This window comes from Streptomyces sp. MRC013 (assembly GCF_023614235.1).
Lineage (GTDB): Bacteria > Actinomycetota > Actinomycetes > Streptomycetales > Streptomycetaceae > Streptomyces.
This window is the reverse complement of record NZ_CP094264.1, coordinates 4695241-4713357: the sequence shown is the minus strand read 5'-3', so window position 1 is coordinate 4713357 and position 18117 is coordinate 4695241. Positions and strand designations below refer to the sequence as shown.

Here is an 18117-nt window from a genome sequence, read left to right as displayed (position 1 = left end):
AGGAGTCGCCGCAGACACGAAGCCCCCGGTTGTTCCCCCGTGACCGGGGGCTTCGTTCTGCCCTCACCTCCCACCCGGACCGCGGATCGATCATCCGATGATCACTCTCGGTCACCGACGTCGACGCGCCCGTGAACGCCCCGGGCGCCGATCGCACCCTTAGTAGCGCGCCGTGCACGCGGGTACGATGCACCCCGGTGCGGTCGAAGCCCGTCCGCGACGAGGTCGTTCCGAGGGCCTCCGGCGGGCGTCCGCCCGGCGGGACGGCTCCGGGGACACGTGTGGTGGGGGGACCCGATGGACATCGGCACGCAGGGCACGCAGGCCCCGGCCGACCTCGCCTGGCTGCGCGGCGTCGACGCCTACACCGTGGGGGCGTACCCCCAGGCCGAGGAGGAGTTCCGCGCCGCCGTGCGGGCCGACCCCGGCATGGCCGACGCCTGGCTCGGGCTGCACGCCCTGCGGGCCGACACGACCACCGCGCTGCTGCGGATGTACCACCACCGCGAGCGGTTCGGCGAGCAGCGACGGCGCCACCGGCGGACGTTGAACTCCTGGTACTGGTTGGGCTGGTGGGTGCAGCCGGTGCTGGAGAGCCCCCGGGACCTGCTGCTCGCCCACGCCTCCCACTGGCTGGACGGCCGGCACGTCCCCGAGCTCGACCGGGCGCTGGCGGGGCTGCCGCCGGTGGACGCCGATCCGCAGGTGCGGTTCCTGCACGCCTGCCGGGCGTACCTCGTCAAGGACTGGGACCAGCTCGTCCGGCACACCGAGCCCCTCGTCGACGACCCGCTGCTGGGCATCGAGGCCGGGCTGTTCGGCGGCATGGCACGGGTGCGGCTGGAGATGTACGGGCAGGCCGAGCCGCTGCTGTCGGCGGCGCTGATGCGGTGCCGCAGCGAGCAGCCCCAGCGCAAGGAGCTGCGCTACTGGCTGGCCCGGGCGCACGAGGGCACCGGGCGCACCGCCGCCGCGCTGCCCCTGTACCGGGCGGTGCACCGGGTGGACCCGGCGTTCATGGACACGGCGGCGCGGCTCGCGGCCATCGCCGAGTACGACGGCTTCGACGTGCCGCCCGAGGAGACCGCGGGCCTCGCGGCGGTGTCGCTGGCCGGCGGCGCCGGGGCCGGCGGCGGGGCGGACGGCGGGCCGGGTACGGACCTGCTGGACCCGGGGATGGAGCAGGACGCCGCGGGCCCGGGCGTCCCCCGGCAGCCGGGGCCGGTCCAGGTTCCGGGCCGGCCCGGGAGCCGGGTGCCGCCCGCCGCGCCCGCGCCGCCCGGCGGCGCGCGGGAGAAGGCGGGCGGGGCCGCACCGGGGCGGCCGGCGGCATCCCGGTTCCCGGCGAACCCGACGGACCCGGCGCTGCTGGCCGAGGCGCTCGCCGAGCTGGAGCGGATGGTCGGCCTCGACCCGGTGAAACGTCAGGTCAAAGCCCTCTCCGCGCAACTGGAGATGGCCCGGTTACGAGCCGGCCAGGGGCTTCCCGTACAGCCGCCGAAGCGTCACTTCGTCTTCTCCGGTCCCTCCGGCACGGGGAAGACCACCGTCGCCCGCATCCTCGGCCGGGTGTTCTACGCCCTGGGGCTGCTCGGCGGGGACCACCTCGTGGAGGCCCAGCGCGCCGACCTCGTCGGTGAGTTCCTCGGCCAGACGGCGGTGAAGGCCAACGAGCTGATCGACTCCGCGCTGGGCGGCGTCCTCTTCGTGGACGAGGCGTACTCGCTGTCCAACTCCGGCTACAGCAAGGGCGACGCGTACGGCGACGAGGCGCTGCAGGTCCTGCTGAAGCGCGCCGAGGACAACCGCGACCACCTCGTGGTGATCCTGGCCGGCTACCCGGAGGGCATGGACCGGCTGCTCGCCGCCAACCCGGGGCTGTCGTCCCGCTTCACGACGCGGGTCGACTTCCCGTCGTACCGGCCCTCGGAGCTCACCGAGATCGGGAAGGTGCTGGCGGCGGCCGAAGGCGACGTGTGGGACGAGGAGGCCCTCGACGAACTGCGCTCGATCAGCGGCCACGTCGTGGAGCAGGGCTGGATCGACGAGCTGGGCAACGGCAGGTTCCTGCGCACCCTGTACGAGAAGTCGTGCGCCTACCGCGACCTGCGGCTCTCCGGGTACTCCGCGACGCCGACGCGGGAGGACCTGGCGACGCTGCGACTGCCGGACCTGATGCAGGCGTACGGGGAGGTCCTCTCGGGCCGCGGCCCGAGCAGCCGCGGCCCCCAGGACCTCCCGCCCCCGGCGTACTGACCGCACGGCCGCCGCTACGCCGGCAGGGCGTCCGCCTCCGGGGAGGGACGCGGGTCGACGACGCGGACGCGGTGCGCCGGGTCCCGCACCTCGCCCACCAGCGTCTCCAGCACGTCCTCCAGGGCGACCAGGCCCAGTACCCGGCCCGACGCGTCCGCGACCTGCGCCAGGTGGGCCGCCGCCCGCCGCATCGCGGCCAGCGCGTCGTCCAGCGGCAGCTCGGCCCGCAGCGTGGCCATGGGCCGCCACACGTGCTGGGGCACCGCCCGCTCCGGGTCCTCCAGGTCGAGGACGTCCTTGACGTGCAGGAAGCCCAGGAACGCGCCGCCGCCCTCCGGGCGGACCGGGAACCGGGAGTACCCGGTGCGCACGGTGAGGGCCTCCAGCTGGGCCGGGGTGACCGACGGCGGGACGGTCACCACCGCCGTACCGGGGATCATGACGTCCCGCACCGGGCGCGTCCCCAGTCCGAGGGCGTCCTCCAGGCGCTCCCGCTCCGCCGGGGCCAGGAGGCCGGCCTGCCCGGCGTCCTCGACGAGGCGGTTCAGCTGCTCGCTGGTGAAGACGGCCTCCACCTCGTCCTTCGGCTCCACCCCGAACGCCCGCAGCACGGCGGCGGAGCAGGCGCCGAGCGCCGCGGTGACCGGGCGGCACAGCCGGGCGAAACCCACCAGGGCCGGGCTCAGCCACAGCGCGGTCCGCTCGGGCGCGGCCATCGCCAGGTTCTTCGGGACCATCTCCCCCACCACCAGGTGCAGGAAGACGACCACGGCGAGGGCGATGACGTAGCCGAGCGGGTGGACCAGGTCCTCGGACAGGCGCACGGCGTGGAACACCGGTTCCAGCAGCCGTGCCACGGTCGGCTCCGCGACCGCGCCGAGGGTGAGCGAGCAGACGGTGATGCCGAACTGCGCGGCGGCCATCATCTGCGGCAGGTTCTCCAGCCCGTACAGGACCGTGCGGGCCCGTTTGGAGTCGAGCTGCTCGATCTGGCTGCGTCGGACGGAGACGAGGGCGAACTCGGCGCCGACGAAGAAGCCGTTCCCGAGGACCAGCAGCGCCGCGAAGAGGAGCTGGAACACGCTCACCGGGCGGCCTCCGCCACGTCGGCCGTGCGGACCAGCCGGACGCGCTCGGCGCGGTAGCGGTCCACCTGGCGGACGAGGAGCCGCCAGCCGGGCAGTTCGGCGCGGTCCCCGGGGGCGGGGATGCGGCCCAGCAGGTCGGCGACGAGCCCGGCGACGGTCTCGTACGGGCCGTCGGGGACCTCCAGCCCCATCCGCTTCAGCTCGTGGACCCGGCAGCTGCCGTCCGCCTCCCAGGCGGGCCGGCCGTCCTCCGGGGCGACGGCGGTGAGCCCGGGCCCGTCGCCCGCGGCCCCGTCGTGCTCGTCGCGGACCTCGCCGACCAGTTCCTCGACGATGTCCTCCAGGGTGACCACGCCCGCCGTGCCGCCGTACTCGTCGACGACGACGGCGATGGGCTGCTCGCTGCGGAGCCGCTCCAGCAGCGCCTGCGCGGGCAGCGTCTCGGGGACGAGGAGGGGCGGGACGGCGATCCCGCCCACCGGGGTGCGCGGCCGCGCGGGCGCGGGGACCGCGAGGGCGTCCTTGAGGTGGACCGTGCCGACGACCTCGTCGATGCGGTCCCGGTACACGGGGAAGCGGGACAGGCCCGTCGCCCGCGTGAGGTTGAGGACGTCCGCGGCCGTCGCGTCGGCGTGCAGGGCGCTGACCTTCACCCGGGGCGTCATCACGTGCTGGGCGGTGAGCCCGCCCAGGGAGAGGGTCCGCACGAACAGGTCGGCGGTGTCCTGCTCGAGGGCGCCGGCCCGGGCGGAGTGCCGCACGAGGGCGACCAGCTCGCCGGGCGTGCGGGCGGAGGCCAGTTCCTCGGCGGGCTCCACGCCCATGAGCCGCACCAGCCGGTTGGCGACGGCGTTCAGCAGCGCGATCACGGGACGCAGGGCCGCCGAGAAGGCGTACTGCGGGCCGGCGACGAACCGTGCCACCTGGAGCGGCCGGGACACCGCCCAGTTCTTGGGGACGAGCTCGCCGACCACCATCTGCAGGGCGGAGGCGGCGAGCATGCCGACGCCCACGGCGGTCCCCGGCACGGCGCCCCCGGGCAGTCCGGCCGCGGTGAGCGGGCCGCTCAGCAGCCGGGCCAGTGCCGGCTGCGCGAGCATGCCCACCACGAGGGAGGTGAGGGTGATGCCGAGCTGCGTGCCGGAGAGCTGGAACGACAGCTCCCGCAGGGCCCTGACGACCGTGCGGGCGCGCCGGTCGCCGTCGGAGGCGGCGCGTTCGGCTTCGGCCCGCTCCACGGTCACCAGGCCGAACTCGGCGGCGACGAAGAAACCGTTGGCGAGGATCAGGAGGAGGGCCGCGCCGAGCAGCAGGAGGGGGACGGTCATGCCGCCGCCTCCTCGGGTGCGCGGGGGGCGGCGGGGGTACTACCGGACGATCCGTCCATTGCCGGGGGGAGTCACTCCTCGGGTCGCAGGTGCCCCGCCGGCCCGGTCGCTGCCGTCGGTGCGGGGCGGGGCGCGCCGGGCGCCACCGCGACAAGAGTAGCCACGCCGGGCCGGGCCGGGCGGCGGCGCGGGCCGGGGTGAGGGGCGTCAGTGCTGCTCGGAGCCCGTGCCGCGGGCCTCGACCAGGGCGCGCAGGGCCCGCGCGTCGCGAATGGCCTGCGCCTTGCCGATGCCCGGCTGGATGCCGAGGACCGGCAGGCTGGTGCCGTCGCTGAGGTCCAGGAAGACCCACGGGTCGCCGACGCGCAGGTTGACGCGGAGGATCTCCGGCCAGGCCAGGCGGCGGCTGCGGGTCAGGTTGACGACGGTGACGCCGTCCTCGTCGGCCACGACCTTCGGGCGGCTCAGCAGGATCAGCACGCCGTAGAAGAGCGCGGCCGTGAGGACGAAGCTCATCCGCTCGCCCGGGTGGAGCCGCTCCAGCGTCAGGGCGACCGCGGTGATGACCGTGAACATGACCGCGCCGACGGCGAGCAGCACGGCGCGGGTGCGCTGCGGCCGGAAGGTGGCGGGGAGGGCGGGGGGTTCGCTGGGCGCGTCGGGCATGGCGGGCGTTCTGCTTCCGGCTCAGAGGCGGCAGGCGTGGATCTCAGTGGTGAGGATGGCCCGGGCACCCAGGGCGTACAGGTCGTCCATGACGCGCTGCGCGTCCGCGGCGGGGACCATGGCGCGGACGGCGACCCAGCCCTCGTTGTGCAGCGGCGAGACGGTCGGGGACTCCAGGCCCGGGGTGAGGGCGACGGCCCGCTCCAGGTGCTCGGCGCGGCAGTCGTAGTCCATCATCACGTAGCTGCGGGCGACGAGGACGCCCTGGAGGCGGCGGAGGAACCGCTGCACCCCGGGGTCGTCGGCGGGGGCGCCGGTGCGGCGGACGACCACGGCCTCGGAGGTGAGGATCGGCTCGCCGACGACCTCCAGGCCGGCGTTGCGCAGCGAGGTGCCGGTCTCCACCACGTCGGCGATGACCTGGGCGACGCCGAGCTGGACGGCGGTCTCGACGGCGCCGTCGAGGTGGACGACGGAGGCGTCGACGCCCTGGTCGGCGAGGTGCTTGGCGACGATGCCCTCGTACGAGGTGGCGATCGTCATGCCGTGGAAGTCGGCCGGCCCGGACGCCGTGCCGGGGCGCGTGGCGTAGCGGAAGGTGGAGCGGGCGAAGCCGAGCTCCATGATCTCCTCGGCGTTGGCGCCGGAGTCCAGCAGCAGGTCGCGGCCGGTGATGCCGAGGTCGAGCCTGCCGGAGCTCACGTAGATGGCGATGTCCCGGGGGCGGAGGTAGAAGAACTCGACCTCGTTGTCCGGGTCGACCAGGACCAGTTCCTTGGACTCCTTGCGCTGCTTGTAGCCGGCCTCATGGAGCATCGCCGACGCAGGTCCGGACAGTGAACCCTTGTTGGGGACGGCGATGCGCAGCATGGGGCGGGCTTCCTTCGCTTCGGAGTGGGTTTCGTGCGGGGCGGGCGGGTCAGAGGTGGGCGTAGACGTCGTCGAGGGAGATCCCGCGCGCGACCATCATCACCTGGACGTGGTACAGCAGTTGCGAGATCTCCTCGGCGGCGGCCTCCTCGCCCTCGTACTCGGCGGCCATCCACACTTCGGCGGCCTCCTCGACGATCTTCTTGCCGATGGCATGGACGCCCTCGCCCACCAGCTCGGCGGTGCGGGAGGTGGCGGGGTCGCCGGTCTTGGCCTTGAGCTCCAGCTCGGCGAAGAGGTCTTCGAAGGTTTTGTTCGCCATGATGCCCTCAGGGTACGGGGTCCGGCGCGTCCGTTCAGCGCCAGGGTTCGCTGACGGTGCGCAGCGTCATGGCGGTGGCGACGGCGGCGGTGGCCGCCTCGCGGCCCTTGTCCTCGTTCGATCCGTCCAGGCCGGCGCGGTCGAGGGCCTGCTCCTCGTCGTCGCAGGTGAGGACGCCGAAGCCGACGGGGACCCCGGTGTCGACGGAGACCTGGACGAGGCCCTGGGTGACACCCTGGCACACATAGTCGAAGTGGGGCGTCCCGCCACGGACGACGACGCCGAGGGCGACGACGGGCAGTTCGAAGCTGCCGGGGACGCGCAGGAGGGTCGGCTCGTCGATGCCCAGCTCGCCCAGGGCGCGCAGGGCGCCGTCGACCAGCCCGTCCATGACCCTCTCGTGCCACTGGGCGGCGATGACGGCGACACGGAGGTCGCCGCAGTTCCTGACGGTCAGTTCGGGTGCGCCCTTGCCGCTCACGTTTCTCCTCGGGTGGTGCGATCGCCGGGTGGTTGCCGGATGGTGGTGCTACTGGGTGGAGCAGGGGGACACGTCGGCCGGGCCGTCGAGCCAGGGCAGGTCGTGGCCCATGCGGTCGCGCTTGGTGCGCAGGTACCGGACGTTGTGCTCGCCGGCCTGGACGGGCATGGGTTCCCGGCCGGTCACGGTGAGTCCGTGGCGGGCGAGGGCGGCGGTCTTCTCGGGGTTGTTGGTCATCAGCCGGACGCTGCGGACGCCGAGGTCGGCGAGCATCTCCGCGCCGGCGGCGTAGTCGCGGGCGTCGGCGGGCAGGCCGAGCTCCAGGTTGGCGTCGAGGGTGTCGCGGCCGCGCTCCTGGAGCTCGTACGCGCGCAGCTTGGAGAGCAGGCCGATGCCGCGCCCCTCGTGGCCGCGCAGGTAGACGACGACGCCGCGGCCGGCCTCGGTGACGCGGTCCATGGCGGCGCGCAGCTGCGGGCCGCAGTCGCAGCGCAGGGAGTGGAAGACGTCGCCGGTCAGGCACTCGGAGTGGACGCGGGCGAGGACGTCCTCGCCGTCGCCGAGGTCGCCGTGGACGAGGGCGACGTGCTCGACGCCGTCGGCGGTGGAGCGGTAGCCGTAGGCGGTGAAGTCGCCGTGGGCGGTGGGGAGCCGCACCTCGGCCTCGCGGCGCACGGCCGGGGCCGGGGCGGGGGCGGGCGCCGTGCCGGTCCGGGCGGGCGCCGTGCCGGTCCGGGCGGGCGCCGCGAGGCCGCGGCGGTAGGCGATCAGGTCCTCGATGGAGATGATGGTCAGGCCGTGCTTGCGGGCGAAGGGGACGAGCTCCGGGAGGCGGAGCATGACGCCGTCCTCGCCGGCGATCTCGACGATGGCGCCGGCCGGGCGGAGTCCGGCGAGGCGGGCCAGGTCGACGGCGGCCTCGGTGTGGCCGTTGCGGGCCAGCACGCCGCCGGGCCGGGCCCGCAGCGGGAAGACGTGGCCGGGGCGGACGAGGTCGGACGGCTCGGCGGTGCCGCTCGCCAGGAGCTGGAGGGTGGTGGCGCGGTCGGCGGCGGAGATGCCGGTGGTGACGCCGTGGGCGGGGGGCCGCGTCGACCGAGACGGTGAAGGCCGTCCGCATCGGCTCGGTGTTGTCCACGACCATCTGCGGCAGGCCCAGCCGGTCCAGTTCCCCGCCCTCCATGGGCGCGCAGACGAGGCCGCGGCACTCGCTCATCATGAAGGCGACGATCTCGGGTGTGGCCTTCTCGGCGGCGACGACGAGATCGCCCTCGTTCTCGCGGTCCTCGTCGTCGACGACCACGACGGGCCGACCGGCGGCGATGTCGCGGACGGCCTGCTCGACGGGGTCGAGGGCGAGGTCGGCGGTGTCCCACGGGGACAGTCCGGGCGCGGTGGTCATGCCGGGGCTCCTTCCAGGGCCTGGGCCGGGGTGCGCGTGCGGAGCCACCAGTCGCGCATGCCCCACAGCACGAGGGCGAAGTAGACGACGTAGACGAGCCCGGAGAAGGCGAGGCCGCCGCCGAAGGCGAGCGGGACGCCGACGATGTCGACGAGGAGCCAGGCGAACCAGAACTCGACCAGGCCGCGGGCCTGGGCGACCATCGCGACGAGGGTGCCGACGAAGATGTACGCGTCGGCCCACGGGCTCCACGACAGCGAGGGGTACAGCGTGAACAGGCCGCCGACGGCGAGGGTGCCGAGGACGGCGCCGGCCAGGAGCAGGCCGCGCTCCCGCCAGGTCGCGAAGCGGACGGCGATGGCGCCGTCGCGGTCCCGGCCGCGGCCGCGGTGCCACTGGCGCCAGCCCCACACGGCGACGGCGACGACCAGCAGCTGCTTGCCGACGCCGCCGGCGAGCTCGGCGGAGGCGTAGGCGGCCACGAGGACGAGGCCGGAGAGCAGCTGGGCGGGCCAGGTGAGGACGGAGCGGCGCCAGCCGAGCGCGAGGGCGGCGAGGCCGATGGTGTTGCCGAGCAGGTCGGACCAGATGATGTGCTGGCCGAAGGCGGTGAACGCCTCCTCGCCCAGCCAGGTCAGGGCGTTCATCGGGTGGCCTCCCGGGCGCCGAGGAGGCGCTCGACGTACTTGGCGATGACGTCGACCTCCAGGTTGACGGGGTCGCCGGGCTGCTTGTGGCCGAGGGTGGTGAGGGCGAGCGTGGTGGGGATGAGGCTGACGGTGAAGTGCTCGGCGCCCGCCTCGACGACGGTGAGGCTGACGCCGTCGACGGTGACGGAGCCCTTCTCCACCACGTAGCGGGCGAGTGCCGCCGGCAGGGAGATCTCGACGACCTCCCAGTTGTCGGAGGGGGTGCGCTCGGTGATGGTGCCGGTGCCGTCGACGTGGCCCTGGACGATGTGCCCGCCGAAGCGGCCGTCGGCGGCCATGGGCCGCTCCAGGTTGACCCGGGAACCGACGGTGAGCGCGCCGAGACCGGAGCGCTTGAGGGTCTCGGCCATCACGTCGGCGGTGAACTCGTCGCCCTCCCGCTCGACGACCGTGAGGCAGACGCCGTTGACGGCGATCGAGTCGCCGTGCTTCGCGTCCCGGGTGACCACGGGGCCGCGGACGCGGAAGCGGGAGGCGTCGGCGAGGGCCTCGACGGCGGTGACCTCGCCCAGTTCTTCGACGATTCCGGTGAACACTCAGTGCTCCTTGGGGGTGGGGAGGGTGGCGGGGCGGGCGGTGACGCGCAGGTCGGGGCCGATGCGGGTGACGTCGGTGACGTGCAACCGCAGGGCGCCGGCGAGGGTGGCGACCCCGGCGTCGCCGAGCGCGGCGGGGCCGGCGCCGAGGAGGACCGGAGCGAGGTAGCCGACGACCTCGTCGACGGCGCCCGCGGCGGCGAAGGCGCCCGCGAGGGTGGGGCCGCCTTCGAGGAGCACGGAGCGGACGCCCCGTTCGTGCAGGGCGGCCAGCAGGGCGGGCACCTCCAGGCCGCGTCCGGAGGCGGCCCTGGGGAGGCGTACGACGTCGGCGCCGGTGAGGTGGCCGGCGGCGGCGTCCTCGGCGACGGCGACCAGGGTGGGCGCGGCGTCGTCGAGGATCCGGGCGCCCGGGGCGACGGCGGCGGCCTCCGTGTCGACGACGACCCTCAGCGGCTGGACGGCGCCGTCGACGCCGCGTGCGGCGAGGTGCGGGTCGTCGGCGCGGGCGGTGCCGGAGCCGACGACGACGGCGTCCGCCTCGGCGCGCAGCCGGTGGACGTCGGCGCGGGCCTCGGGGGAGGTGATCCAGCGGCTGGTGCCGTCGGCGGCCGCGACCCGGCCGTCGAGGGTGGCGGCGTACTTCCAGCGGACGTGGGGCCGGGCGAGGCGCACGGAGGTGAGCCAGGCGGCGTTGCCGGCCTCGGCCTCGTCGGCGAGGAGGCCGCCCTCGACCTCGACGCCGGCCGCGCGGAGGGTGTCGGCGCCGCCCCGGGCCCGCGGGTCCGGGTCGGCGACGGCGTAGACGACGCGGGCGATCCCGGCTTCGATCAGCGCCCGGGCGCAGGGACCGGTGCGACCCGTGTGGTTGCAGGGTTCCAGGGTGACGTAGGCGGTGCCGCCGCGGGCCAGCACGCCCGCCTCGCGCAGGGCGCGGACCTCGGCGTGGGGGCCGCCGGCGCGCTCGTGGTACCCGGCGCCCACCTCGTGGCCGGAGGCGTCGAGGACGACGCACCCGACGACCGGGTTGGGGCTGGTGGAGCCGAGTCCGCGGGCCGCGAGCGCGACGGCTCGGCGCATGGCGGTCGTGTCGGCCGCTGTGGCCACCGGGTCCTCCTGCCTCGTCGGGCACGGACTCCGGGGCCTGCCGGCGGCGGCAGGGAGCGGGTACGGAACCTCGCGCGGGTGCGCGCCTCCGCACGCCGGCCGGCCTCCGGGTGACCCGGCTGCCGGCAGACGACGGCACGCCCCTGCGGGGTCGCCCGCCGCGCACTGCCTCCCATCCGGACTTTCACCGTCGGTCCAGGAGTTTCACCTGGTCAACCGACCGCTGGAGGCGGCCGGGTCGCGGACTGTAACCGCCGGTTCGGAATTGCACCGACCCCGGAGTGCGCTGCTGCTGATACAGGGCCAGTCTGCCACGGCCGCGTACCGCCCATGCGGGTGATCCCTGTGGAGTGACTCACAGCACGGGCGGGGCCGCATCGCCCCGGGCGCCGGTGCGGGGGCCCGGTGTCCGCGCCGCCCCTCCGCGTGCCGTGCGAGGCGTGCGGCGGGCGTGCGGCGGGGCCCGGGCGCTGCCCGCGCGCCGAGCGGGTGGGGCGGGGTCCGGTGGCGCGGAGGGGCGCCGGACCCACCGCCGGGGCCCCCGCCCGTGTGCCAGGCTGTGATCATGGGTGTCGCGACGGGAAGCGCCGAGGAGTTCGAGAGCCACCGGCCGCGCTTGTTCGGCCTCGCCTACCGCATGCTGGGCTCCGCGGCGGAGGCCGAGGACGTGGTGCAGGACGCCTACCTGCGGTGGAGCCGCGCCGACCGGGACCGCGTCGACCGGCCGGGGGCCTGGCTGGCGAAGGTGGTCACCAACCTGTGCCTCAACCGGCTCGCCTCGGCGCGCGCCCGGCGCGAGGAGTACCCGGGCCCCTGGCTGCCGGAGCCGGTGGTCACCGCGGACGGCGTGCTGGACCCGCTGGAGGCGGCCGAGCGGCGCGACACCGTGTCGACGGCGCTGCTGGTGCTGCTGGAGCGGCTGACGCCGACCGAGCGGGCCGTCTACGTGCTGCGCGAGGCGTTCGCGTACAGCCACCGCGAGATCGCCGGGGTCCTCGGCGTCGGCGAGGCCAACAGCCGCCAGCTCCACCGCAGGGCCGCCGCGCGCGTGGCCGCGGCCGAGCCCCGGTTCTCCGAGCCGGACGGGCGGCGCCACCGGGAGCTGGTCGAGTCGTTCGTCGCCGCGGCGCGCGACGGCGACCTGGCGTCGCTGGAGCGGACGCTCGCCGCGGACGTCGTCTGGATCAGCGACGGCGGGGGCGCCGTACCGGCGGCGCGGCGGCCGGTCGAGGGGCGCGGGAGGGTGCTGCGGTTCCTCGCCGGGCTGCTGCCGCGCTACGCGGACGGGCTGAGCCTGGCGTGCGCGGAGCTCAACGGCGCGCCCGCGCTGGTGGCGTGGTCGGGTCCCGCCCTGCTGACCGTCGCCTCGTTCGTGGTGCGCGACGGGGCCGTCGCGGTCGTGCACAACGTGGCCGCCCCGGACAAGCTCGCCTTCGTCGCGCGCCGGCTGTCACATCCGCGGGGGCCCGCCGGTTCGTAACCGGTGGAGGCACCGGCTACGGAAGGACGGACAGGACCATGGGCACGATCGTGGTGACGGGCGGTACGGGAACGCTCGGGCGGCATGTCACGCGGCGGCTGCGCGAGGAGGGGCACGAGGTGCGGGTGGTGAGCCGCCGTTCCGCGCCGTACGCGGTCGACCTGCGCGACGGCGGGGGCCTGGACGAGGCGCTGGCGGGCGCCGGGACGGTGGTGCACTGCGCCAGCACGCCGACCGGCGGCGACGAGCGGGCGGCCGGCCGCCTGGTCGGCGCGGCGCGGCGGGCGGGCGTCTCCCACCTCGTCTACATCTCCATCGTCGGCGTCGACCGGGTACCGCTCGGCTACTACCGGACGAAGCTGGCCGTGGAGGGGCTGATCGAGCGGTCCGGCCTCGGCTGGACGGTCCTGCGGACGACGCAGTTCCACGACCTGGTGCTGCGCCTGCTGGAGGGTTCCGCCCGGCTGCCGGTGCTGCCCGTCCCCGCGGGCGTCCGCGATCAGCCGGTCGAGGTCCGCGAGGTGGCGGCGCGCCTGACCGGCCTGGCCCTGGCGGAGCCGGCCGGGCGCGTCGCGGACATGGGCGGGCCCGAGGTGCGGACGTTCGAGGACCTGGCTCGGGCGTACCTGCGGGCCGCCGGGCGGCGGCGCCGGGTGGTGCCGGTGCCGCTGGCGGGCAGGACGTACCGGGCGTTCCGCGCGGGCGGGCATCTGGCGCCGGACCGGGCGGTCGGGACGGGCACGTTCGAGGACCACCTGGAACGGCGCTTCACGCGGGGCGCGCGGGCGTAGACGGGCCGCGGGGCGGGGCCGGGCGGGCGCGGCCGGCCCCGCCCCGTACGGCGCGGCGCCGGGACTCCCCCGCGGCCCGGACCGGGCCCGTACCCCTGGAGCCGCTCGACCGGGCCGGCGGCCGTGGGCCGGGACGGGCCGGCCGGCCTCCCCGGCTCCCCACCGCCGGGCCCTCCCGGCGCGGGCGCGGGGCGCGGAGCGGGGGCCGGGCGCGGAGGGCGTGCCGCGGGTCCTTCCGCATCCCGTCCCCGGGGGGTCCTGGTAATTTGCGCGCGGCGGCGCCGGACGGGGGTCCGGGCGCCGGGAGTCGAGCGACCGGGGAGGCTCCGGTGCCGTACGGCAGGGACAGGGTCGAGCGGGCGCGGTACGCCGTGACCGCCGTGTTCTGCGTGCACGGCACGGTCACCGGCAACTTCGCCACCCGCATCCCCTGGATCCAGGAGCACGCCGGGGTGAGCCCGGGGCAACTCGGCCTCGCCCTCGCCTTCCCCGCGCTCGGCGCGTCGCTGGCGATGCCGCTGGCGGGCGCGGTCAGCCACCGCCTCGGGTCGCGGGCGGCGCTGCGCGTGCTGCTCGCCCTGTGGACGCTGTCGCTGACGCTGCCGTCGCTGGCACCGGACCTCTACGGGCTGTGCGCCGCGCTGTTCGTGTACGGGGCGACCTCCGGCATGTCCGACGTGGCGATGAACGCGCTGGGCGTCGAGGTGGAGAACCGGCTCGGCCGCTCCGTCATGTCGGGCCTGCACGGCATGTGGAGCACCGGCGCCCTGATCGGCTCGGCCGCCGGGACGTTCGCCGCGCACCTGGGCAGCGACGCGCGCGTCCACCACCTGCTGGCGGCGGCCGTGCTGACGGTGCTGGGGGTGGTGTTCTGCCAGGGCGTGCCGGACCTGCGCGGCGCGCCGGACGAGGAGCCGCCGCCCCGGTTCGCGCTGCCGCCGCGCTCGGCGCTGGCCATCGGGGCGATCGGTTTCTGCGGCGTGTTCGCCGAGGGTGCCAGCCTCGACTGGTCGGCGGTCTACCTGAAGGAGGAGCTCGGTTCGCCGCCGGGTGTCGCGGCGGCGTCCACGACGGCGTTCGCGCTGACCATGGCGGCGGCGCGGCTGGTCGGCGACCGGGTCGTCGACCGGTTCGGGGCGGTCCGCACGGTACGGACCGGAGGCCTCGCGGCGACGGCGGGCGGCGTGCTGGTGGTCCTCGCGCCGCACCCGGCGGTCGCCATGGCCGGTTTCGCCCTCCTCGGGGTGGGCGTGGCCGTCGTCGTGCCGCTGGCCTTCGCGGCGGCGGGCCGCAGCGGCCCGAACCCGAGCCAGGCCATCGCGGGGGTCGCCACGATCACGTACACCTCCGGGCTGGTCGCCCCGTCACTGATCGGCGGGCTGGCCGGCCTGACCTCGCTGACCGCGTCGTTCGCGGTGGTGGCGGTTCTGGCGTTCGGGCTGGTGGCCGGGGCCGGGGTGCTCAGGCCGGGCCGCCGGGGCCGTACCGGCGGCGGTGGGGGCGCGGCGGACGGCGGCCGGGGCGCCTGACCTCCCCGTCACGGCGCCGGGCCCGGCCCCCTGCGGAAGGAGGTCCGGGCCCGGCGCCGTGACGGCGGCCGGCGTCAGTCCTCCGGCAGCTCCACCGGGGCGATCTCGTCGTAGACGTCGCCCGGGCCCGGGTTGGACGGGTCGGTCCCGCCGCCCAGGTGGTGCATGACGCCCCACACGGCGTTGAGCGCGGTCTGCACGGCGCCCTCGGCCCAGCCGGCCGTCCATGAGATGTCGTCGCCGGCGAGGAAGACGCCGCGCTTGTCCTCGGGGAGCCGGTCCTGCATGAAGTGGGTGTACAGGCGGCGCTGGTAGCGGTAGTGGCCCGGCAGGTTGGCCTTGAACGCGCCCATGAAGTAGGGCTCGTTCTCCCAGGAGACGGTCACCGGGTTGCCGATGATGTGCTTCCGGATGTCGACCTTCGGGTAGATCTCGCCGAGCGACTTCAGCATGACCTCCATCCGCTCGTTCGCGGACAGCGGCAGCCACTTCAGGCTGTCGTCGCACCAGGTGTAGGAGAGGCAGATGACGGCCGGCTTGTCCGGGCCGTTGTCCAGCAGGTACGTGCCGCGGGTCATCCGGTCGGTGAGCGTCATCGACATGACGTCCCGACCCGTCTCCTCGTCCTTGTCCAGCCAGAACGGCCGGTCGACCGGGACGAACAGCTTCGAGGACTCCATGTAGTGGGTGCGCTCGATCGCCGTCCAGTGGTCGATCGGGAAGAGCGATTCATCGCAGTCGATCTTCGACAGCAGCATCCACGACTGGGCGGTGAAGATCGCCGCGCGGTACGTGCGGATGTCGCCGTTCGCGTCGGTGACCGTGATCCGGTTGCCGTCGGTGCGGTGCAGCCGGGTCACGGCCGGCCTGGTCTCGCCGCCGTGCAGGGACTTCAGCGAGGTGCCGAGCGGCCAGTGGACGATCTTCTGCGGCTCGCGCTCCCACAGCCGCAGCGGAAGCTGCTGGCTGCCGCCGACGATGCCCCGGTGGAAGTCGTCCGCCTCGGTGTAGACGACGCGGAGGATCTCCAGGATGGAGTTGGGGAAGTCGGTGTCCCAGCCGCCGGTGCCGAAGCCGACCTGGCCGAAGATCTCCCGGTGGCGGAACGACCTGAACGCCTCGGACTCGCACAGGAAGCCGTAGAAGGTCTGGTTGTCGAGCTTTTCGACGAGCTTCGCCCAGATCTCGCGGATGCGCGGCACGTCCCGCTCGCGCATGGCGCGGTTCATGTCGGAGAAGTCCGCGCCCTCCTCCAGGCACCTGTTCCACGCCTCGGCGACGTCCCGGTACACCTGCGGCAGGTCGTCGACGGTCTCCGCGTAGTGCGTCTCGCCCTTGAGGTCCACGACGGTGGACGGGGTCGCCTCGGCGAGCGGGTTCGGGAACGGCCGGGTCTCCAGGCCCACCAGGTCGATGTAGTGCTGCAGGGCCGTGGAGGACGGCGGGAAGCGCATCGCGCCCAGCTCGCAGTTGAGCTCCGGGTCGCACCCCTCGAAGCCGACGGTGCGCAGCCGGCCGCCGATCCGGTCGGCCTCGTACACGACGGGCTTGAGGCCCATCTTCATCAGCTCGTACGCGGCGACGATGCCGGACAGGCCGCCGCCGATGACGGCGACCTCGGTGCCGTGCTCGGTGGCGGGCACCTGGCCGAGGCCGGCCGGGTGGGCCAGGAAGTCGTCGTACGCGTACGGGAAGTCCGGACCGAACATGGTGATCGGCGGCTGGGCGTCGGTGTGCTGGATCGCGGTGGGCACCGTGGACGTCATGGGGTACGGACTCCTTGCACGGGTGGAGAAGAGGGCGCCGGGCGCGGGGCCGGGCGGCGCGGGTCGGGGGCGGTCGGACGGGGTCAGACCAGGCCCTGGTAGAGGGCGGGGCGGCGGTCCCGGAGGTACGGGTTCTCGTCCCGCGAGCGCCGCAGCAGCTCGGGGTCGGCGTCGCCGGCGACCAGCTCCTCGCCGCGGCCGGCCCGGGCCCGGGCGGTGCCGTCGGGGCCCGCGAGCGCGGACAGGCCGACGAACTCGAACTCGCCCTCGGGGCCGGTCCGGTTGGCGTACGCGATGTACATCTGGTTCTCGAAGGCGCGGACCGGCACGACGGACTCGGCGACGATCTCGGCCGGGTGCATCAGCGCGGTCGGGACGAGGAGGAGGTCCGTACCGGCCAGGGCGTGCGCCCGGACGTTCTCCGGGAACTCCACGTCGTAGCAGATCATCAGGCCGACCCGGACGCCGCCGACCTCGGCCTGGACGACCGGCTGGTCTCCGGGGACGAACCACTCCTGCTCGAAGCCGCCGTACAGGTGGGTCTTGCGGTAGTTGGCCAGGAGCGTGCCGTCGGCGCCGACGAGCAGCGCGGAGTTGTACACCGCGTCGCCGTCGCGCTCCGGGTAGCCGTAGGCGACGGCCAGGCCGTGGCGTGCGGCGATGGCGGCGGCCTCGCGGGCGGAGGGGCCGTCGGCGGGTTCGGCCAGCCGGGCGACGTCCTCGCCGATCGCGTACCCGGTGAGGAACAGCTCGGGGGCGACCAGCAGCCCCGCACCGCCGGCCGCCGCGCGGGCGGCGGCCTCGTCGAGGGACTTCAGGTTGGCGGCCGCGTCGCCGAGCCGTCCGGAGCTCTGGAGCAGGGCGGTGCGCAGCGGCGGCATGGGCGGACCTCGTCGGGGTGCGGAGGGGAGGAGGGGGATGCAAAAAAGGTACGGTCCGGACTTCTTCCCGGACAAGGCGTGACCGTTGCGGACCGACCGTCGAAGCGTTGCGTGCTCGCCGGGGCCGGCGGTGATTCGTTGCGCGCCCCTCCGCCCCGGGGTGGAGGGGCGCCCCCGCCGCGCGGGGGGAGGCGGGACGCGACCGCGGCGCGATGTGCCGGGGCGGCCCTCCCGGGAGAGTGGTGGGCGTCCGGTCAGAGGTTTTCCGCTGGGAGGGAACGACCACCATGGAACGTCGTACGAGGATCGCCGTGCTCGGTGCCGTGCTGCTGCTCACCGCCGGAGCGGTGGGAGCGGGCCCGGCGGGGGCGGCGGAAGCGGATTCGGTAGGGGCGGCCGCCGGGCGTCCGGAGGCGTCCGCGCGGCACGCGGCCGCCGTGGAGGGTGCCGCGCGGGAGCGGGGCGCCGCGCGGGAGGCTGCGGCACTCACCGGGACGGCGAAGCTGTACCGGCCCGGCCACGACATCGACTTCGCCTTCGACGCCCACCTGGCCGAGGACCTGATGGACCCGACCGCGGCGACCGGGACGTTCCGGCTCCGGCACGTCTTCCCGGACGGTACGTCCGGCTGGGCGCGGGCCCGGGTGGACTGCCTGGTCACGGGCGGCAAGGTGGCGGTGGTGACCGGCGTCGTGGAGGAGAGCGACCGCTGGCCGCGGGGCCGGCGGGTCGGGATCACCGTCCACGACGCGGGCCGGCAGGACCGGCTCGGCTACAGCTGGGTGACGCAGGACCCGCAGCAGGGGGACGTGCCGCTCTGCACCAGCTCGGCGCCCTTCGAGAAGGTCGACGGGCGGACCGGGGACTTCCGCGTCCTGCCGTGGCGGCCCGTCTACGAGTAGCC

The 18117-nt window shown here is 75.2% G+C and carries 17 protein-coding genes, 1 pseudogene and 1 riboswitch; of the genes and pseudogenes, 5 read left to right on the top strand and 13 right to left on the bottom strand.

What is annotated here, in order from left to right; genetic code table 11:
* The first annotated feature begins 297 nt into the window (after positions 1 to 297).
* Positions 298 to 2256 (top strand): AAA family ATPase, encoded by a 1959-nt coding sequence (locus tag LUW75_RS21450; RefSeq protein WP_250337066.1) that lies wholly within the window; start codon positions 298 to 300, stop codon positions 2254 to 2256.
* Positions 2257 to 2270: 14 nt separating this feature from the next.
* Here the strand turns inward: LUW75_RS21450 and LUW75_RS21445 are convergent, their stop codons facing one another.
* The 11 genes and pseudogenes from LUW75_RS21445 to ribD form a co-directional block, all read right to left on the bottom strand.
* Positions 2271 to 3344 carry a hemolysin family protein gene (locus tag LUW75_RS21445; RefSeq protein ID WP_250337065.1) on the bottom strand — a complete coding sequence of 358 codons (1074 nt, stop codon included), beginning with the start codon at positions 3342 to 3344 and terminating at the stop codon, positions 2271 to 2273.
* A complete protein-coding gene (locus tag LUW75_RS21440) occupies positions 3341 to 4672 on the bottom strand; it encodes a hemolysin family protein (protein WP_250337064.1) in 1332 nt (443 codons plus the stop codon). The genes LUW75_RS21445 and LUW75_RS21440 overlap by 4 nt, the downstream gene beginning before the upstream one ends.
* A 207-nt stretch (positions 4673 to 4879) precedes the next feature.
* On the bottom strand, positions 4880 to 5338 hold the full coding sequence (locus LUW75_RS21435) for a PH domain-containing protein (protein ID WP_250337063.1): 459 nt from the start codon (positions 5336 to 5338) through the stop codon (positions 4880 to 4882).
* 21 nt (positions 5339 to 5359) lie between these two features.
* A complete protein-coding gene (gene hisG, locus LUW75_RS21430) occupies positions 5360 to 6208 on the bottom strand; it encodes an ATP phosphoribosyltransferase (RefSeq protein WP_250337062.1) in 849 nt (282 codons plus the stop codon).
* Positions 6209 to 6257: 49 nt separating this feature from the next.
* Positions 6258 to 6530, bottom strand: a complete 273-nt coding sequence (locus LUW75_RS21425) for a phosphoribosyl-ATP diphosphatase (protein WP_250337061.1) — start codon at positions 6528 to 6530, stop codon at positions 6258 to 6260.
* A 34-nt stretch (positions 6531 to 6564) separates the two neighbouring features.
* Positions 6565 to 7011, bottom strand: coding sequence for a 6,7-dimethyl-8-ribityllumazine synthase (ribH, locus tag LUW75_RS21420; protein WP_250337060.1), 447 nt, complete (start codon positions 7009 to 7011; stop codon positions 6565 to 6567).
* A gap of 48 nt (positions 7012 to 7059) precedes the next feature.
* Positions 7060 to 8034, bottom strand: coding sequence for a GTP cyclohydrolase II (gene ribA / locus LUW75_RS21415; protein ID WP_462933804.1), 975 nt, complete (start codon positions 8032 to 8034; stop codon positions 7060 to 7062).
* A gap of 124 nt (positions 8035 to 8158) precedes the next feature.
* A pseudogene (locus tag LUW75_RS25025) lies at positions 8159 to 8413 on the bottom strand (3,4-dihydroxy-2-butanone-4-phosphate synthase); the annotation flags it as partial.
* Positions 8410 to 9060: a nicotinamide mononucleotide transporter family protein gene (locus LUW75_RS21410; protein ID WP_250337059.1), complete on the bottom strand. Its 651-nt coding sequence runs from the start codon at positions 9058 to 9060 to the stop codon at positions 8410 to 8412. The gene LUW75_RS21410 and the pseudogene LUW75_RS25025, both read right to left, overlap by 4 nt.
* On the bottom strand, positions 9057 to 9659 hold the full coding sequence (locus tag LUW75_RS21405) for a riboflavin synthase (protein WP_250337058.1): 603 nt from the start codon (positions 9657 to 9659) through the stop codon (positions 9057 to 9059). The genes LUW75_RS21410 and LUW75_RS21405 overlap by 4 nt, the downstream gene beginning before the upstream one ends.
* The gene (ribD, locus tag LUW75_RS21400; RefSeq protein ID WP_250337057.1) at positions 9660 to 10766 is read right to left on the bottom strand and encodes a bifunctional diaminohydroxyphosphoribosylaminopyrimidine deaminase/5-amino-6-(5-phosphoribosylamino)uracil reductase RibD; all 1107 of its coding nucleotides are present in this window, start codon (positions 10764 to 10766) and stop codon (positions 9660 to 9662) included.
* 158 nt (positions 10767 to 10924) lie between these two features.
* Positions 10925 to 11055, bottom strand: a riboswitch (FMN riboswitch).
* Between the two features lie 276 nt (positions 11056 to 11331).
* Between ribD and LUW75_RS21395 the strand changes: the two genes are divergently transcribed.
* From LUW75_RS21395 to LUW75_RS21380, 3 genes are all read left to right on the top strand, one after another.
* The gene (locus tag LUW75_RS21395) at positions 11332 to 12246 is read left to right on the top strand and encodes an RNA polymerase sigma-70 factor (protein ID WP_250337056.1); all 915 of its coding nucleotides are present in this window, start codon (positions 11332 to 11334) and stop codon (positions 12244 to 12246) included.
* A gap of 38 nt (positions 12247 to 12284) precedes the next feature.
* Complete coding sequence (locus LUW75_RS21390) at positions 12285 to 13037, top strand: SDR family oxidoreductase (RefSeq protein ID WP_250337055.1); 753 nt, start codon at positions 12285 to 12287, stop codon at positions 13035 to 13037.
* A 329-nt stretch (positions 13038 to 13366) separates the two neighbouring features.
* Positions 13367 to 14566 (top strand): MFS transporter, encoded by a 1200-nt coding sequence (locus LUW75_RS21380; protein WP_250337054.1) that lies wholly within the window; start codon positions 13367 to 13369, stop codon positions 14564 to 14566.
* A gap of 74 nt (positions 14567 to 14640) precedes the next feature.
* On the opposite strand, the gene LUW75_RS21375 is transcribed toward LUW75_RS21380, so the two are convergent.
* Both LUW75_RS21375 and LUW75_RS21370 read right to left on the bottom strand, forming a co-directional pair.
* Positions 14641 to 16332, bottom strand: coding sequence for a flavin monoamine oxidase family protein (locus LUW75_RS21375; protein ID WP_250337053.1), 1692 nt, complete (start codon positions 16330 to 16332; stop codon positions 14641 to 14643).
* Between the two features lie 83 nt (positions 16333 to 16415).
* Positions 16416 to 17213 carry a carbon-nitrogen hydrolase family protein gene (locus LUW75_RS21370; protein WP_250337052.1) on the bottom strand — a complete coding sequence of 266 codons (798 nt, stop codon included), beginning with the start codon at positions 17211 to 17213 and terminating at the stop codon, positions 16416 to 16418.
* A 287-nt stretch (positions 17214 to 17500) separates the two neighbouring features.
* Here LUW75_RS21370 and LUW75_RS21365 point away from each other — a divergent pair, with 287 nt between their 5' ends.
* The gene (locus tag LUW75_RS21365; protein WP_250337051.1) at positions 17501 to 18115 is read left to right on the top strand and encodes a Repetin; all 615 of its coding nucleotides are present in this window, start codon (positions 17501 to 17503) and stop codon (positions 18113 to 18115) included.
* The last annotated feature ends 2 nt before the right edge of the window (positions 18116 to 18117 follow it).

Excerpts from the sequence above, each read along its gene's own strand:
- LUW75_RS21435 (WP_250337063.1), bottom strand. The coding sequence starts at position 5,338 with ATGCCCGACGCGCCCAGCGAACCCCCCGCCCTCCCCGCCACCTTCCGG.
- LUW75_RS21425 (WP_250337061.1), bottom strand. The coding sequence starts at position 6,530 with ATGGCGAACAAAACCTTCGAAGACCTCTTCGCCGAGCTGGAGCTCAAG.
- LUW75_RS21440 (WP_250337064.1), bottom strand. The coding sequence starts at position 4,672 with ATGACCGTCCCCCTCCTGCTGCTCGGCGCGGCCCTCCTCCTGATCCTC.
- LUW75_RS21375 (WP_250337053.1), bottom strand. The coding sequence starts at position 16,332 with ATGACGTCCACGGTGCCCACCGCGATCCAGCACACCGACGCCCAGCCG.
- LUW75_RS21450 (WP_250337066.1), top strand. The coding sequence starts at position 298 with ATGGACATCGGCACGCAGGGCACGCAGGCCCCGGCCGACCTCGCCTGG.
- hisG (WP_250337062.1), bottom strand. The coding sequence starts at position 6,208 with ATGCTGCGCATCGCCGTCCCCAACAAGGGTTCACTGTCCGGACCTGCG.
- LUW75_RS21365 (WP_250337051.1), top strand. The coding sequence starts at position 17,501 with ATGGAACGTCGTACGAGGATCGCCGTGCTCGGTGCCGTGCTGCTGCTC.
- LUW75_RS21370 (WP_250337052.1), bottom strand. The coding sequence starts at position 17,213 with ATGCCGCCGCTGCGCACCGCCCTGCTCCAGAGCTCCGGACGGCTCGGC.
- LUW75_RS21390 (WP_250337055.1), top strand. The coding sequence starts at position 12,285 with ATGGGCACGATCGTGGTGACGGGCGGTACGGGAACGCTCGGGCGGCAT.
- LUW75_RS21395 (WP_250337056.1), top strand. The coding sequence starts at position 11,332 with ATGGGTGTCGCGACGGGAAGCGCCGAGGAGTTCGAGAGCCACCGGCCG.
- LUW75_RS21410 (WP_250337059.1), bottom strand. The coding sequence starts at position 9,060 with ATGAACGCCCTGACCTGGCTGGGCGAGGAGGCGTTCACCGCCTTCGGC.